This is a genomic window from Citrobacter sp. Cf116, from assembly GCF_030336505.1.
Taxonomy (GTDB): domain Bacteria; phylum Pseudomonadota; class Gammaproteobacteria; order Enterobacterales; family Enterobacteriaceae; genus Citrobacter; species Citrobacter freundii.
This window is the reverse complement of record NZ_JAOWEQ010000037.1, coordinates 933,325-950,594: the sequence shown is the minus strand read 5'-3', so window position 1 is coordinate 950,594 and position 17,270 is coordinate 933,325. Positions and strand designations below refer to the sequence as shown.

Genomic DNA, 17,270 nt, shown 5'->3' with positions numbered 1-17,270 from the left:
TGAAGGGCAGGAGTGTTTAAGCAATTCGGCAGGCGTCGGCTTCCCAGCGATACCCCACGCCATAGACCGCGCGGATAAACGACTGCTCAGCATCCAGCGACTCCAGCTTGCGTCGCAGGTTCTTAATATGGCTGTCGATGGTGCGGTCGGTAACGACGCGATAATCGTCATAGAGATGGTTAAGCAATTGTTCTCGGGAGAATACTTTTCCCGGCTCATGTGACAACGTTTTAAGTAAGCGGAATTCAGCGGGTGTTAAATCGAGCATCTTCCCACGCCAGGAGGCCTGAAAACGGCCTTCATCGACGATAAGCGGGCTTTCTGCATCCATTTGTTGTAGTTCGCGCTGCGGTTTGCATCGGCGCAGGATCGTTTTAACACGCGCGACGACTTCGCGCGGGCTGTACGGTTTACAAATATAATCATCTGCACCGATCTCCAGCCCCAGCAGGCGATCAATCTCTTCGATTTTAGCGGTTACCATCATGATGGGGACTTCTGAGAAGCGGCGGATTTCCCGACACAGGGTCAGACCATCGGTACCGGGCAGCATCAGATCCAACAAGATCAGATCGGGCGGTGTTTGGCGCACGTAAGGCAGAACCAGGTCGCCGTGGCTGATGAGCGTAGGAGCGTAGCTCGCTGCCCGCAGGTAGTCGATGAGCAGTTGCCCCAGCTTGGGTTCGTCTTCCACGATCAGAATACGCGGTGTGTTTTCATCAATGGGTAACTCAGTCATACATCTCTCTGTAAATCGCGTTCCAGCGGTAACTCTACTGTAATGCTAACCCCACCAAAAGGCGAATGGGCGGCGCGGATCAGACCATTATGCGCTTGTACGATATTGACGCAAATCGCCAGCCCCAGCCCGGAACCTCCGCTGGCGCGGTTACGCGAGCCTTCGGTGCGATAAAATCGTTCAAACAGCTTCTGTAACTGCTCATCACTTACGCCGGGAGCGGAATCCGCGAAGGTTAATAACACCATGCGTTCGCGTTGTTCGGCGCTGATGTGCAGCCCGCCGCCGCTGTCGGTGTAGCGCAGGCTGTTTTCCAGCAGATTGTTGAACAACTGCATCAGGCGATCCCTGTCGCCAAATACCGTCATGCTGTCCGGGAGCGAGAGTTGAATCGTCAGTCCACGGCTGGCAAAGCGTTCACGAAATGCGCCGCTTGCCACCTCAAGCAGCGGGATAAGATCCAGCGATGATTTCTGATAGGCCAGCGCGCCTTCATCTGACATGGAGAGCTGATGAAGGTCGTCAACCAGTTTGGTGAGCGTACCCACTTCAGCCTGCAAAGAAGCAACGGAGTCGGGCGTGAACTGGCGGACGCCATCCTGAATAGCCTCCAGTTCACCGCACAACACCGCCAACGGCGTGCGCAGTTCGTGAGAAATGTCGGCCATAAAGTCACGACGCATCTGCTGGTTTTTTTCCAACGTACTGGCGAGCTGGTTGAAGTCCTGCGCCAGCTTGCCTAGCTCATCCGTACTGGTTGGCGTAACGCGAGTGGTGAAATCGCCCGCCGCCAGTTTGTGCGTGCCTTCCACCAACCGTTTAACCGGGGCCAGCAGGCTGCGCGCCAGCGTAAACGTTGCCAGCGCAGCCAGAATCGTGGAGAGCGCGACGATAAGCCAGCTGGAACGTCTTTGCTGCATGTCGAAATTGATATCGGTATTACGCGTTAAACGCTCCACCGGAGAGGCAATCACAGCACCCACTTCGCTACCGTTGACGCGGATGGGATGGCGCATACCGTCGCGGGGGACAGGAGCCCGCGGGCCGACCAGTACGTGGGCATTTTGATCGACAACCCAAAACTGTGTACGCCAGCCGTGTGGCGGCATGCCTGGACCCGGTTTATCATCGTCGTTGTCGTGTTCAAAAGAGCGCAGGATCTGGAAAACAAAACGATCGTTATTGCGTAAGAATCGCCAGTTGCCGTGCTGCGCGTACTGCTCGCTTAACGCATCGCTGAGCATTTGCAGCCGCTGTTCGTTACCGTGCTTAATATAGTCGATAAAACCGCGTTCGAAGCTTATGCGTACGGCCCAGTGCATGCTGATCAGCAACACAATGCAGGTGGCGAAAATCGCCAGAAACAGTTTGCCGGTGATACCGGGCCGCCAGAACTTCATCAGGTGCTCCTTTTGCGTCGTGAAATCACCGCATTGGTTTGCGTGTCGTTCGGCACGCGGGCAAAAATAATGGCGGGCAGCGCAATAATGAATGCAATGCACAACCAGGTATACATAAAGACGCTATGCGTACTACCGCTGTCGATGGCGATATGTTGCTGGCCAAACATGCCTAACAGCAGACCCGCGATGGTCACCCCGATACTCATCGACAGCTGCATGATCATCGACAGCAAGCTGTTGCCGCTGCTGGCGAGATCGTCAGGCAGATCTTTTAACGTCAGGGTATTCATGGATGAAAAGCGCGTTGAGTTGACCATTCCCTGTAAAAACAGCACGAAGGGCAGGGCGTAATACCAGCCCAGCAGTGCCGTGGTCATTAGCAACAGACTGACCAGCGACAGGCCAAGCGTGGTGGTAATCAGTACGCGACGGTAACCAAAGCGGTTAACGACCTGCACCACAATGCGCTTCATGCCCATACTGCCCAGCACCATCGGGATCATCATCAGTCCGGCATGAAACGGTGAAAAACCGAGGCCAATCTGTAAAAACACCGGCGTCATAAACGGCAGCATACCGCTGCCGATGCGTCCGGCAAAACTGCCGAACAGACCTAGCGAGAAGGTCGATGTGCGAAACAGATTCAGGCTAAACAGCGCGCGGGGATTTCGATGGGCGTGTTTCAGATACAGCGCAATAGCCAGCACCCCGCAGATGACCAACGCCGCCAGCGTGATACTGGAGAGTCCGGTTCCTTTGCTGCCATCGAGCGCCAGCGTCAGAACCGCCATACCGACCGCCAGCATCGCGAATCCGGAGAGGTCGAAGCGTCGGGTTTGCATGGTGTAGTTGGGCATCAACATTAACGTCGCTATCGCGCCGACAATGCCTACCGGAATGTTAATCAAAAAGATCCAGTGCCAGGAGGCGTATTCAACCAGAATTCCGCCTAACGCTGGGCCCAGCAGCGGGCCGATTTGACCGGGTAAAGTGACAAACGTCATCGCCGCCATATATTGCTCACGCGGGACGATTTTCATCACCGTCAGCCTGCCGACTGGCACCATCATCGCACCGCCAACGCCTTGTAAGACGCGCGCCATCACCAGCTCGTTGAGCGTGCTGGACCAGGCGCAAAACAGCGAGCCAAGCGTAAACAGGATAATGGCGGTGAAGAAGATATTACGCACGCCAACTTTGTCCGCCAGCCATCCGCTGGCGGGCAGCATCACGGCAACGGTTAAAACATATGACACTATGACCATATGCATGTGTAACGGGCTTTCCCCGAGGCTTGCCGCCATCGAGGGAAGCGCGGTATTAACGATGGTGGTATCCAGCGACTGCATAAAAAAACCAAATGCCACAATCCAAAGTTGCCAGCGGGTGCTGTCGGGAAGTTCTGTCATAACTCTGCTACCGGTTTGCTGTTTTTACGCGAAAAACGCAGACGCAGACGGTCGAAAAAGAGATAGACCACAGGCGTGGTGTACAGCGTCAGGAGTTGGCTCACGACCAGCCCACCGACAATGGTTATCCCCAACGGCTGGCGCAGCTCAGAGCCATCCCCTGCGGATAACACTAACGGCAGTGCGCCAAATAACGCCGCCAGCGTGGTCATCATGATTGGGCGAAAGCGCAACAGGCAGGCCTGGAAAATAGCTTCTTCCGGCTGCAGCTTACCGTTTCTCTGCGCTTCCAGTGCAAAATCGACCATCATGATGGCGTTTTTCTTCACAATTCCAATTAATAGCATGATCCCTATCAGGGCGATTAGGCTGAATGGGGCATTGAACAGCTCCAGCGCCAGCAAAGCCCCGACCCCTGCCGAAGGTAGCGTGGAGAGAATGGTCAGCGGATGTACATAGCTTTCATACAGCATACCCAGCACGATATAGACGGTGGCGATGGCGGCGATTATCAGGATCACCTGCGAGTTCATAGTGTCCTGAAATACCTGGGCGGTACCGGCAAAGCTGCCACGAACCGTGGAGGGGACGCCGAGCTGGGTCATGGCTCTGTTGATGGCCTCCGTCGCTTCTGACAGTGAAGAACCTGTCGGCAGGTTAAACGAAACGGTTGAGGCGGCGGACAAGCTCTGATGGTTTACCGACAGTGGGGCATTCGCTGGCTGCCATTTGGCAAAGTACGATAACGGGATCGCTTTACCGTCATTGTTGATGACGAACATTTTGTCCAGTGCGCTGATGTCCTGGGTGTAACGTCGATCGACCTCCATCACCACTTTGTACTGGTTCATCGGCTGATAGATGGTTGAAATTTGTCGCTGACCAAAGGCGTTATTCAGCAGGCTGTTGGCGACCGCCACGTCGATCCCAAGACGAGACATGGTGTCGCGATCGTAAATCAGATTCATCTCCGCGCCATTGTCCTGCTGATCGGAGTTGACGTCCGCCAGTTGGGGCAGGGCGGCAAGCGCCTTACGGATCTTCGGTTCCCACTCACGCAGCGCCGCCAGATCGTCGGACAGCAATGTGTATTGATAGCTGGCGTTGGCCTGGCGTCCGCCAACGCGGATGTCCTGCACCGCCATCAGAAACAGATTCGCACCTGGTTCTTTTGAAAGCGCAACGCGCAGGCGGTCGATCACCTGCTGAGCGGTTTCACGGCGCTCATCGCGGGGCTTGAGGGTAATAAACATCATCCCGCTGTTAACCCGTGACCCACCGGTAAAGCCGGTGACATTGTTCACCGCCGGATCGTCGCGGATGATCTTCATAAAATCCTGCAGTTTACCGCGCATCGCCTGGAAAGAGATGCTCTGGTCAGCCTGGATCCCTCCCATCAATACGCCCGTATCCTGCTCTGGGAAGAAGGTTTTGGGGATGGAAATATAAAGCCAGATATTCAGCGCAATGGTGCCGAGTAATACCACGCCCACCAGTCGCGTGTGGCGCAGTACCCATTTAAGTGAAGTGCTGTAGCTTTGCTGCAGCGCTACCAGCACGCGACCAAATCCCCGTTTACGCGGCTGTTCACGCGGGGCGCTGGATTTAAGCATCCAGCCGCACATCATTGGCGTTAATGTCAGCGACACCAGCAGCGAGATACCGATGGCAACCGACAGCGTGACGGCAAATTCGCGCAGCAGGCGTCCAGGCAATCCGCCCATTAACAGCAGCGGCAGGAATACCGCCACCAGCGACAGGCTCATGGAAAGGACGGTGAATCCCACTTCGCGCGTACCCTGTAACGCCGCCTGGAGTGGCTTCATTCCCGCTTCCAGGTGGCGGGCAATATTTTCCAGCACCACGATGGCGTCATCTACGACAAATCCCGTGGCAATGGTTAACGCCATCAACGACAGGTTGTTCAGGCTGAATCCGCACAGATACATGGCGGCAAAGGTACCGATCAGCGAGACCGGAACCGCTACCGCGGGGATCAGAGTCGCACGCCCGGATCGCAGGAAAACAAAGACCACCAGGATAACCAGCGCCACGGAGATAATCAGCGTCTGTTCAACTTCCTCTAATGAAGCGCGAATGGTCGGTGAACGGTCCTGGGCGATTTGCAGATCGATGGCGGCCGGGACCAGCGTTTGTAGCTCCGGTAATTTGGCGCGAATGCTATCTACCGTCTGAATAATATTGGCTTCCGGCAGCTTGCGGATCATCAGCAGAATGGCCGGTTTGGCGTTGGTCATCCCCGCGTTACGAACGTCCTGTACAGAGTCGGTTATAGACGCAACATCACCCAGTCGCACCGCTGCGCCGTTGTTATAGTGGATGATAATCGGTTGATATTCGGCGGCGGTTTTCAGCTCATCGTTAGTTTGTACCTGCCAGCGATGGGTATCATTCTCGATAGCGCCCTGCGGCTTACGCACGTTGGCATTGTCGATCGCGCTACGCACGTCGTCCAGTGACACGCCCTGGTTAAACAGCGCCTGCGGGTTGAGTCCTACCCGCACGGCAGGCAGAGAACTGCCTCCAACGTCCACGTCGCCCACACCGTCGATTTGCGCGATGGTCTGCGCCAGTTGTGTTGATGCGAAATCGTACAGTTCACCCTGCGAGTAAGTGTCAGACGTCAGCGTCAGGATCATGATTGGCGCATCGGAAGGGTTAGCTTTGCGATACGTTGGTCGGCTCGGCATCCCGCTGGGCAGCAGGCTTTGCGCGGCGTTAATCGCGGCCTGAACGTCCCGCGCCGCGCCATTGATGTCACGGTCGAATTTGAATTCGAGAATAATACGCGTACTGCCAAGCGAACTACTCGAAGTCATTTCGTTTACGCCCGCGATGCGGCCCAGCGAGCGCTCCAGCGGAGTTGCGACCGAAGACGCCATCGTTTCTGGGGAGGCACCGGGTAATGATGCGCTGACCATTATCACCGGAAAATCCACCTGCGGCAGCGGAGCGACCGGCAGCAGACGAAAGCCCAGAATACCGCATAGGGTGATAGCCACCGAAATGAGAATGGTCGCCACCGGCCGATGAATGAAAAGCGCGAAAAATTTCATTTACGCTTCCTCTTCCTGACGCGGGAAGCGGCTTTTCACATACAGCGACAGACGGTCAAACAGCAGATAAATTACCGGGGTGGTAAACAGGGTTAATACCTGACTCACAAGCAGTCCACCGACCATGCCAATGCCTAACGGACGGCGTAACTCTGCGCCCACGCCGGTACTCAACATCAGCGGCAACGCGCCGAGCAGTGCCGCCAGCGTAGTCATCAGAATTGGGCGGAAACGCAGCAGACAGGCCTGGAAAATAGCATCGCGCGGTGCCATGCCTTGTTCGCGCTCCGCGGCAAGGGCAAAGTCGATCATCATGATGGCGTTTTTCTTGACGATACCGATGAGCAAAATAATGCCAATAATCGCGATGACGTCCAGTTCGCTGCCGGCAATCATTAACGCCAGCAGTGCCCCGACGCCCGCCGTCGGCAGCGTGGAGAGAATAGTAATTGGGTGAATAAAGCTCTCATACAGCACGCCGAGCACGATATACATCGCCACAACCGCAGCCACAATCAACCAGATGGTATTTCCCAGCGCGGCCTGGAAGGCGAGCGTGCTGCCCTGGAACTGGGTCGTAATATTTGCGGGCAGGTTAAGCGTTTTTTCGGCGTCCAGAATCGCCTGTACCGCATCACCCAGCGAATGTTCGTCTGGCACGTTGAACGAGATGGTAGTGACCGGGAACTGATCGAGGTGGTTAATCGACAGCGGGGCAAAACGCTGTTCAATACTGGCGATTGCGCTGAGCGGTACTATGCCACCGTCGCTACTGGTCAGACGTATTGTATCCAGTGCCGCAAGCCCCGGCGTATTGTTGGTGTTATGTTCTAACACCACGCGATATTGATTTGCCTGGGTGTAAATAGTCGAAATCAAACGCTGGCCGAAGGCGTTGTACAGGGCGTTGTCGACATCTGACATGCTGATGCCCAAACGGCTTGCGCTGTCGCGATTGACGTTCACATACGCTACCAGCCCTTTGTCCTGCCAGTCGCTGCTGACGTCGGACAGTTGCGGTAGCTGCTGTAGTTTTGCTAACAGCTGTGGAACCCAGGTGCTGAGGGCATCAAGGGATGTCGCTTGCAGCGTGAACTGATATTGCGTCCGGCTCACCTGAGTATCAATCGTCAGATCCTGAGTGGGCTGAAGATAAAGGTCAACTCCGGGAACCCTGTCAACCGCGTCCTGTAAGCGCGCAATCACTTTCTGCACCCGATCGTCACGTTCATCCAGCGGTTTAAGGTTGATTTGCAAACGCGCGCTGTTCAATGCCGGATTAGTACCATCCACACCGACAAAAGCGGTCAGGCTCTCTACCGCCGGATCTTTAAGGATGACATCTGATACCTGACGCTGGCGCTCGGCCATGCTGGCGAATGAGCTGGACTGCGGTGCCTGTAGCGTACCCTGGATAATGCCGTTGTCCTGGATTGGGAAGAAACCTTTGGGGATAAAAACCCATAGCATGATGCTCAATGCCAGCGTGCCGAGCGCTACGCTAAGTGTGAGCCACGGATGGTTAAGTACTTTTGCCAGCCAATGACCGTACCCGGCGATGACGCGATCAAACACTCGCTCTGAGGCGCGGGAGAAGCGATTTTGCTTACGCAATGAGGCCTGATTCAGCATACGCGCGCACATCATCGGCGTAAGAGTGAGCGAGACAACGGCGGAAATCAGAATCGCCACCGCCAGCGTAACGGCGAATTCACGGAACAAGCGCCCGACGATATCGCCCATGAAGAGCAGTGGGATCAATACCGCAATCAATGAAAACGTCAGGGAGATGATGGTAAAACCAATCTCGCCCGCGCCCTTCAGGGCAGCAGTCAGCGGTTTTTCGCCTTTTTCGATATAGCGTGAAATATTCTCGATAACCACGATAGCGTCATCCACAACAAAGCCTGTCGCGATGGTTAGCGCCATTAAGGTCAGGTTGTTGATGGAGAAATCAAGAAATACCATCACCGCGAAGGTGCCGATTAACGACAACGGTACGGCGACTGCAGGAATAATCGTCGCCGGAACATTGCGCAGAAACAGGTAGATAATCATCACCACCAGCGCTATCGCCAGCATCAACTCGAACTGGGTGTCTGCAACAGAGGCACGAATATTGGTGGTGCGATCGGAAAGTACGCTGACCTTAACCGATTTGGGCAGGCTTTCGGTGAGCTGTGGCAGCATCTGGCGGATACTGTCTGCCGTGGAGATAATGTTCGCCCCAGGCTGGCGCTGCACATTCATCACTATAGCTTGTTGCTTATTTGCCCATGCACCCAACCAGCTGTTTTCTGCTCCTTGTTCGACGGTAGCGACATCGCCCAGACGAACCGGTGCACCGTTTTTATAGGCAATAATGAGCTGACGATATTCATCTGCGGACTGCATCTGGTCGTTAGCTGAAAGGGTAACGGCGCGCGTTGGGCCATCAAGACTCCCTTTTGCTGAATTGACGTTGGCACCGGTAATGGCCGTACGGATGGTTTCGCTGGTAAGACCGAGTGCGGCAATGGCCTGAGCGTTAAGTTTCACGCGGACCGCCGGACGTTGCCCACCGGAAAGTGTTACCAGACCCACGCCGGATACCTGAGAGATTTTCTGCGCGACGCGGGTTTCGACCATATCTTCCACCTGCGTCATCGGCATGGCGCTGGAAGTGACCGCCAGCGTCATGATCGGCGGATCTGCCGGGTTTACCTTGCTGTAGACCGGAGGGTTAGGTAGATCGCTGGGTAATAAATTGGTGGCGGCGTTAATCGCGGCCTGAACTTCTTGCTCGGCAACATCCAGCGGGAGCGTCAGTTGAAACTGTAACGTAACGACCGATGCGCCACCGGAGCTTTGTGATGACATCTGTTTTAAGCCAGACATCTGGCCAAACTGACGTTCAAGCGGCGCGGTTACCGCCGAGGTCATGACGTCCGGGCTGGCGCCAGGATAGAGCGTAACGACCTGAATCGTGGGGTAATCCACTTCAGGTAAGGCGGCGATTGGCAGGAAGCGATAACCGATAATACCGGCAAGCAAAATCGCGACCATCAGCAGCGTAGTGGCGACGGGGCGCAGAATGAACAGGCGCGATGGTCCGCCTGTGTTGTCCGGAGGTAACACCTGCATCAGGAGTTGGCTCCTTTTTTGCCGTATCCGCGTGGCGCTGTCTTCTCATCGGAAACAGAGGCGTCGTGCGCCTCAACGACTTCGACTTTTGCGCCTTCCGTCAGACGGTCAATACCGTCAGTCACGACCCGATCGCCTGCGGACAACCCAGCGGCGATCACCACTTTTTGGCTGTCCTGAATACCCGGTTTAACCAGATGCTTGCTCACTTTGTTGTCGCTGTTCAGTACCCAGACAAAGTGCCCTTCGTTGCCCATCTGCAGGGCTGCTGTTGGGATCACAACGGCATTTTGCTGCGTGTCGACCAGCATGCGGGCGTTGACGAACTGGTTAGGGAATAACGCATCATCCTGATTGTTAAAACGGGCTTTAACTTTGATGGTTCCTGTAGTGGCATCAATCTGATTGTCGAGACTGAGCAGGACGCCTTCACTCAGTTTTTGTGAATTGGTTCGGTCCCAGGCTTCGACCTTCAGCTGGTTCCCCGATTTTTGTGCCTGCAACACGGTAGCAATGTCGTTTTCAGGCAAAGTAAATATCAGGTCGATGGGATGAGTTTGCGTAATGACGACGATCCCGGTGGTATCGCCGCTGGAAATTTGGTTACCGACATCGACCTGCTTCAGGCCGACACGACCATCGACAGGTGCGGTTATCCGACTCCAGTCGAGCTGCAACTGAGCGCTGGTGACACTGGCTTCATCCGCTTTGATTGTGCCTAACGTCTCATTGACCAGCGCCTGCTGGGCATCCAGCTCCTGGCGGGAGACCAGATTGGTTTTAACCAACTGTTGATAGCGGGCAAGATCGCGACGGGCATTCGCCAGCGTGGCTTTATCTTTTGCCAGTTGTCCCTGCGCCTGAGCCAGAGCGACTTTGAACTGGCTGGGATCTATCTCTGCCAGCAGGTCGCCGGCTTTTACCTGTTGTCCTTCCTCAAAGTGTAAGGCAATGAGCTGACCGTCCACCCGGCTACGTACCGTGGCGGTATTGGCGGCAGTAATGGTACCCAGCCCTGTCAGGTAACGTGGAACGGCTTCCTCGGTGGCAGTGGCAGTCTGCACGGGAGCCAACGGTCCGGAGCGCAATCCACGGCGTGCCGACCCAGGCGTGTGCTGCGCTGGTTTGGTAGCGCCCGGTGCGGTTTCCTGGGAAGCGCTGCGGCTTTGCCAGAACCAGATGGCGGCGACGGTGGCCACGACGATCACGATTGCTATCACCCAGCGGGATTTATTACTGCCTTTCATTGTTATGAGTTTCTCATCCTGAAACGATTCGCGGAATGATACTAGTTTAGCCAGTGAACAAGGGAGAAAAATGGAGGAATTATGAAACACTGTCGGGATTCGTCTGAATGCTGACGCGGCTTTGCGAGGCGTTACGCAACAATTTGCGGCGAAAATAGCGAATGCGTCATTGTGCGTTAGAGTGCGGTCAAGGCAAAAGGAGGTAAGCCAGAGATTTCAGCGGGACGCTGGAACGGGAAAGCCCCTCCCGAGGAAGGGGCCAAAATAAGGAAAGGGTTATGATGAAGTACGTCATCATACTGGTGATACTCTTAGTCATTAGCTTACCGGCTTACTAAGACACCAGGGGGAGGGGAAACCTTCCCTAACCCTCACTCCTGAAAATAAGCCACAGCAACGGTGATGTCAATACGCACACCTTTCAGCTTGCGAGCCGCTTAGCGGAAAACAACCTCAGCCCAGCGGGCCAGACCGGCGGTGACAGAACCGAAGTCATCGCCACCCGCGATAGGGATCCCTGGAAGCTGCTGGGCGAGGGCTTTTTTAATCAGCGGTGAACGCGCGCTGCCGCCGGTCAGATAAATCACGTCCGGTTTTTCCTGCGCGTTGTCCAGCGCCAGTTTGACCTGCTCCAGAATGCGCGCCAGGGGCTGATTGAGCGCGGCCTCCAATCCATGTTGACTAATATCGGTTGCCAGCGTGTCGCTGATAAACGGTATCGCCGCCGTTACAATGGTCTGGTCGGAAAGCGCGATCTTGCTCTCTTCTGCGCTGCGCACCAGGCGATAGCTCAGACGCTCGCGCCAGACTTTAAGCAGCAAGGCTACTTTATCGGCTTCTTTCGCGTCGCGGACAAGATCGTTCAGTAAACGACCGTTGGCGCTGCTGTAGAAATCACTTTGCGCGGGAACATCGTTGATCGCAACCGCGTTCCACCAGGGGAGAATCGGTAAGGCGATCCCTTTTTCAGTCTCACCGCCCATACCTAGCAGCGGCATCAGGTGTTTAAACGCCAGCGCGATATCCAGATCGTTCCCGCCTACACGGCAGCCACTGTGTCCCAGCAGGCTGTTTTCGCGATCGGCGCGCTGATGCCATTGCGGCCCCATCAGCAGTAGTGAACAGTCGGTCGTACCCCCGCCAATATCTACCACCAGCACGCGTTTCTCATCCTGCAGTGTGGCTTCGTAATCCAGCCCCGCTGCTACCGGCTCGTACTGGAAGACGACATCCTGAAAACCGGCACGTTTGGCCGCACGTTCAAGAATCCCCTGCGCCTGGGTGTTGGCGTCATCGCCGCCTAATCCCTGGAAGTTGATGGGGCGACCAATTACGGCCTGAGTGATAGCTTCCGGCAGTTGGCTTTGCGCCTGGTTGCGAATGTGCAGCATCATTGCACAGACCAGATCTTCAAACAGCGCAACTTGCTGCGGCTTCAGACCGCTGGCGCCCAAAAATGATTTTGGCGATTTAACGAAGTACACCTCTTCAGGGTCTTCAATATACTGACCCAGCGATGTCAGACCGAACTGCACGCTGTTGGCGTTAACGTCGATGTCCTCTTCGCGATTGTAGCGCATCGCACGGCTAAGCAGCGCCTGTGTTTCATCGTCCGTGGTTGGAACGTCGTGATGGCGATACAGCCACTCGCTAACCGCTTCGCGCGTTGGTGCACACAGCATTGAGGGTAGCAGCGTGCTGTTATTTTCCATTTTGAGCAGGTGGGGCTGCCCATCACGCATAACGGCCACTGAACAGTTTGCCGTACCGTAGTCAAAACCAATAAACACCGTAAAAATCCCCATGCCAGTGAAGAAGGGGCGTGACTTTAACGAATAGTTGACGGCCCGACAACTGGAATATGAAAGCAAGGCGTACTGATTGAATACCGTTTATGCTGTAAGTTTGCTTTAAAAGGAAAACCGAATGTTCACGCTGAGCTGGCAACCGCCTTATGACTGGCCCTGGATGCTGGGATTTCTTGCCGCCCGTGCGGTTGAAGGTGTCGAAACCGTAGAAGAACTGAGTTATGTCCGAAGTCTGTCCGTAGGGGAGCATCGTGGTCTGGTGAGTGTTGTCCCGGATCTGCACGCCAATGTGTTACACGTGACGTTGAGCTCAGGGTTACAGCCTGTAGCCTCCGAGTGCCTGGCAAAAATAACGCGCTTGTTCGATCTTTCATGTTGCCCGCAGCAAATTGTCGGCGCGCTGGGTAACCTCGGCGCGGCGCGTCCGGGATTGCGCCTGTCGGGATGTGTCGATGCTTTTGAGCAAGGGGTACGGGCGATTTTAGGACAGTTAGTCAGCGTGGCGATGGCCGCGAAACTGACAGCGAAAGTAGCGCACGCTTATGGCAATACGCTGGAGGATGCGCCCGAGTATGTGTGTTTTCCCTCTCCAGAAGAGCTTGCCAACGCCGATCCGCTGCACCTGAAAACGTTAGGAATGCCGCTCAAACGCGCTGAAGCGTTGATTCACCTTGCTCATGCAACCCTTGAAGGAACGCTCGCGACAACAGCCCCTGCCGATATCGAACAAGGCGTTAAGCAGCTACAAACATTTCCCGGGATAGGGCGATGGACCGCCAACTACTTTGCGCTGCGCGGCTGGCAGGCGAAGGACGTTTTTCTGCCGGATGATTATCTGATTAAGCAGCGTTTTCCCGGCATGACACCAGCCCAGATCCGGCGGTATGCAGAGCGCTGGAAACCCTGGCGCTCCTATGCGCTGTTGCATATCTGGTATACGGATGGTTGGCAACCGTCAGTTGATGGCGAAATTGCTGGTATTCAGTAGCAGATCCAGCGGTTGGGCGTCGGCAATAATATCGCCATAAATCATATCAATACCGATGCCAGAAAGCGTATCCATGATGAGTGGCAGTTGCACCGGACCGGCGATGGTTTTAATGTCCAGGCGCTGAGCATGACCCTGGATAATGGACACCCACATTTCGTCGATCAAGTTGCCGGGAGCGCTGGCACTTAGCTCGCTGTCGAGTAACAGGTAATCGACAATGTGATATTTCAGGTTGTCAAAAAGCTCTAAGTCGCGACCAACCTGACTTAACACAATTCGACAACCGTACTGCCGCAGTCGATGCAGGGCGGATACCGCCTGCGTTGGGCTTGTTTTGATGACGCTTGATGGAACGGTCAGATGCAGCAATCGTGGCGGTAGCGGGCTGCGTTGCAAGTGCTCCAGCAGCTCATCTACCAGCTCTGTGTTGAGCAGGCCGGCGGCGGAAAGGGGCAGGGCAATACTGAGGCCCTTGTTGGCGACAGCCGGGGCAGCACTCTGGAAGAACTCGCCGAATACCCGACGATCGAGCGCCTGACTCAACGTGGGATCGACCAACCCGGCATGGAAGGCTTGATCTTCAATGACTTCACCCTCAGCGGTGCCTAAGCGAAGCGAGATAATCCAGAAGCTAAAAGTCTCCGGTATACGCGGAGAAGCAACACCTCTGGCGATCATCAGCATAGGGTTGTGTGTAATAGTGTGTCTTTGTTCATCCAATGACAGTTGGCTACGCGCGGCATGGGCCTGGCTTTGCTGAGGTTCATAGACACAGACTCGCCCACGGCCGCTGTTTTTCGCCGCGTAGCAGGCGATATCGGCCTGAGACATAACGTCAGTCGCGACATGGTTTTTCTCATCAATCAGCGTAATTCCCGCACTGGCGCCAATACGGTGCAAACGGCCTTCCCACATAAATTGGTAATTGTTAATAGCACTGATGATGCGTCCTGAGATAAAGCGGGCGCTTTCGATATTACAATCCGGCAGCAACAGACCAAACTCGTCGCCGCCAAGGCGCGCCAGCATATCGCTGGATCGCAACATGCTGAGCATAAGCGCAGAGAGTTCACGCAGCAGGGCATCGCCGGCGGCATGACCCGCGCTGTCGTTTACCGCTTTAAAACGATCCAAATCGATAAAAACCAGTACATGGCACTGGCGCGTGTCGTGTACTGAATGCAGCAATTGTTTTAGATGGTTTTCGAAGCTGACCCGGTTTGCCAACTGCGTCAGGTCATCATGTGAGGCACTGTAGCTAAGCTGGCGGAGCATCTTCCGTGACTCTGTGACGTCCTGAATGACTAACACCGAACCAATGCTGCCGCCGTCAAGGGTGCTGAGGGGCGTGATGCTGTACTGGATGTCATAACTGTTGCCGTTACGACAATGCAGGACCACTTCCTGCTCGATTGCCGTACGAGACATGTCAGCACTGTAGATATTTTCCATCAGCGGACCGTTCTCGCCAAAAGTAATATGTAGTACCGTCAATAGCGGAATGCCGATGGCACTGTCCTGTTGCCAGCCGCTCATTTTCTCAGCGACCGGATTCATAAAGGTCACGTTCATATCGACATCAATACAAATTACCGCTTCGCCGATTGAGTCCAGCGTAATGTGCAGGCGCTCTTTTTCCTGATACAGCGCTTCGTTAAGCTGCTTCACTTCGGTCATATCCATATTGATACCAAGTAAGCGTTCAACTTCACCGTCTTTATTCAGCACCCGGTTGGCCAACGAGCGGATATGGCGTATGCCATCTTTTACTGCGATACGAAACTCAAGCTTAAACGGAGCCCGTGCGGCCAGCGAATCACGAATCACATTTTCGGCGTACTCGCGATCTTCAGGTACGAGGCATTGATACCAGACTTGCCAACTGGGTTTGATATGTGCGGGAACTTCATACAGATCGAACATCCGTTTATCCCAACTGATCACGTCAGGCTGCAGTTCCCATTCCCAAATCCCAATACCCCCGGCTTCATTGGCGAGAGTAATGCGCTCCATCAGCCGTTTATTAATCCACTCGGTATGCTTCAGGTCGTTAATGTCTTCAACCTGCGCGATAAAGTAGAGTGGAGTGTTGTCGCTATGGCGCACCAGCGAAACGGCCAGCAACGCCCAGACGACGTCGCCCGCGCGGGTGTAATAGCGTTTTTCCATGGAATAGCTATTAATCTCTCCGCGTGCCAGCATGTTGAGCTGTTCAAGGTCGTTGTTCAGATCTTCCGGCCAGGTTAATTGCTGGAAGGTCAGCGAACGTAGCTCCTCCTGGCTATAGCCCAGAAACTGGCACAAGGCTTTATTGGCCTGTAGCCATTGCCCCTCGGTGCCAACCAGTGCCATGCCTATCGCGGAATATTCCATGGCGTTGCGAAAGCGCGACTCGCTTTCTGAAATGTGCTTGCGTTCGGCTCGAAACGCGTACATCACCATGGTCATCATGTTGGCTGGCAACAGGATCATCAAAAACGGCAACCAGGGGATGTCCGTCATCATGTTCTGTTTCGGGGTGTAAAGCAGTGAAGGGTCGGCGGCCAGCATCAGCGAAACCATCATCACGGTGCTGAGGAATATTAAAAACGCCTCCATACGCGGCAGGCGGACAGCGCTCCACATCAGCAGGACAATAACGCAGGTAAATGGCCATGGAATGTACATCATGGATAGCCAACTGAACGTTAAGGTCACCAGAAGCGTAATCAGGGTCTCAAGTAATAATCGCGGGTTGCGATGGCGCAGCAGGTAATGTGGTTTAAACAGCAAACCTAACGGCACCAACGCCAGTGCGCCAATGGATTCTGACAGTACCCAAATGAGAAAGGTATTTAACGTAGTTTCCTTCGGCAGCAACATCCACATCAATACGCCGCCCAGCAGTGGCGGAACAACCGCGCTGCCAAATGCCAGACGCGCCCAGTCGTTAAGATTTTGTAAGGGATTGTACCAGGGCAGCAGTTTACGCAATAACACTGCGCCAACAACTGCCTCAATAATGTTAATGACTGTATAGGCGAAATTAAGCGACTGTACGGGGAAGAAGAGTAAAGAGGCGCCGATGCTACCGAATGAGCAAGCCAGCGCGATCCCAGGCCACATCTTTCCAGCGTGACGGTAAAAAGCCACCATCATGATAGAGGTTGGAAACCACAGCGGTGCAAGCTGTGCGCCGTAACGTGACAGTTCCAGCGAAAACAACGTAAAGATGAAAGCCACCAGACCTAAACTGGCCAGGCGCAGTAGAGGATGGGGTAAGGTAACTAAAACATGTTGGGATTGTTTACTCATTACCACTCTACCCAAATAGCCGTTGTCGCCCAGCAGAGATGCCGGACGCATCACATTTAATCTGGGATTATGCTAGTACAAACAATTTACAATTTATACGCCAGCTGCTCATAAATTAACACTCCCAAGCTATTAATTCCTAAGGCAGGTGAATAAATATAGCGGCTGTTCTAAATCTG

Annotated in this window: 10 protein-coding genes; 2 read left to right on the top strand and 8 right to left on the bottom strand. The window is 54.6% G+C overall.

Going from position 1 to position 17,270, the window contains the following annotated elements; translation table 11 throughout:
- Window positions 1-16 precede the first annotated feature (16 nt).
- Genes baeR through OGV74_RS13960 form a run of 6 tightly spaced genes read right to left on the bottom strand, consistent with a single transcriptional unit; the run spans window position 17 to window position 10,998 of the window.
- Window positions 17-739, bottom strand: a complete 723-nt coding sequence (gene baeR, locus OGV74_RS13985) for an envelope stress response regulator BaeR (protein WP_003036797.1) — start codon at window positions 737-739, stop codon at window positions 17-19.
- The gene (gene baeS, locus OGV74_RS13980) at window positions 736-2,139 is read right to left on the bottom strand and encodes an envelope stress sensor histidine kinase BaeS (RefSeq protein WP_286520978.1); all 1,404 of its coding nucleotides are present in this window, start codon (window positions 2,137-2,139) and stop codon (window positions 736-738) included. Before baeS ends, baeR begins: the two co-directional genes overlap by 4 nt.
- Window positions 2,139-3,551 (bottom strand): MFS transporter, encoded by a 1,413-nt coding sequence (locus OGV74_RS13975; protein WP_044711356.1) that lies wholly within the window; start codon window positions 3,549-3,551, stop codon window positions 2,139-2,141. The genes baeS and OGV74_RS13975 overlap by 1 nt, the downstream gene beginning before the upstream one ends.
- Window positions 3,548-6,628 carry a multidrug efflux RND transporter permease subunit MdtC gene (gene mdtC / locus OGV74_RS13970; RefSeq protein WP_086504326.1) on the bottom strand — a complete coding sequence of 1,027 codons (3,081 nt, stop codon included), beginning with the start codon at window positions 6,626-6,628 and terminating at the stop codon, window positions 3,548-3,550. Before mdtC ends, OGV74_RS13975 begins: the two co-directional genes overlap by 4 nt.
- Window positions 6,629-9,751, bottom strand: a complete 3,123-nt coding sequence (locus OGV74_RS13965; protein ID WP_086550160.1) for an MdtB/MuxB family multidrug efflux RND transporter permease subunit — start codon at window positions 9,749-9,751, stop codon at window positions 6,629-6,631. It abuts the gene before it with no gap.
- A complete protein-coding gene (locus tag OGV74_RS13960; protein WP_286520974.1) occupies window positions 9,751-10,998 on the bottom strand; it encodes an MdtA/MuxA family multidrug efflux RND transporter periplasmic adaptor subunit in 1,248 nt (415 codons plus the stop codon). Before OGV74_RS13960 ends, OGV74_RS13965 begins: the two co-directional genes overlap by 1 nt.
- A gap of 278 nt (window positions 10,999-11,276) precedes the next feature.
- Between OGV74_RS13960 and OGV74_RS13955 the strand changes: the two genes are divergently transcribed.
- On the top strand, window positions 11,277-11,336 hold the full coding sequence (locus OGV74_RS13955) for a type I toxin-antitoxin system Ibs family toxin (RefSeq protein ID WP_106672390.1): 60 nt from the start codon (window positions 11,277-11,279) through the stop codon (window positions 11,334-11,336).
- Window positions 11,337-11,435: 99 nt separating this feature from the next.
- Here the strand turns inward: OGV74_RS13955 and yegD are convergent, their stop codons facing one another.
- Window positions 11,436-12,788, bottom strand: coding sequence for a molecular chaperone (gene yegD / locus OGV74_RS13950; protein ID WP_086504324.1), 1,353 nt, complete (start codon window positions 12,786-12,788; stop codon window positions 11,436-11,438).
- A gap of 136 nt (window positions 12,789-12,924) precedes the next feature.
- Here yegD and alkA point away from each other — a divergent pair, with 136 nt between their 5' ends.
- On the top strand, window positions 12,925-13,794 hold the full coding sequence (alkA, locus tag OGV74_RS13945) for a DNA-3-methyladenine glycosylase 2 (protein WP_286520972.1): 870 nt from the start codon (window positions 12,925-12,927) through the stop codon (window positions 13,792-13,794).
- Here alkA and OGV74_RS13940 read toward each other — a convergent pair.
- Window positions 13,762-17,091 carry a diguanylate cyclase gene (locus tag OGV74_RS13940; RefSeq protein WP_086504964.1) on the bottom strand — a complete coding sequence of 1,110 codons (3,330 nt, stop codon included), beginning with the start codon at window positions 17,089-17,091 and terminating at the stop codon, window positions 13,762-13,764. The two genes, alkA and OGV74_RS13940, sit on opposite strands and share 33 nt — an antisense overlap.
- Window positions 17,092-17,270 lie beyond the last annotated feature (179 nt).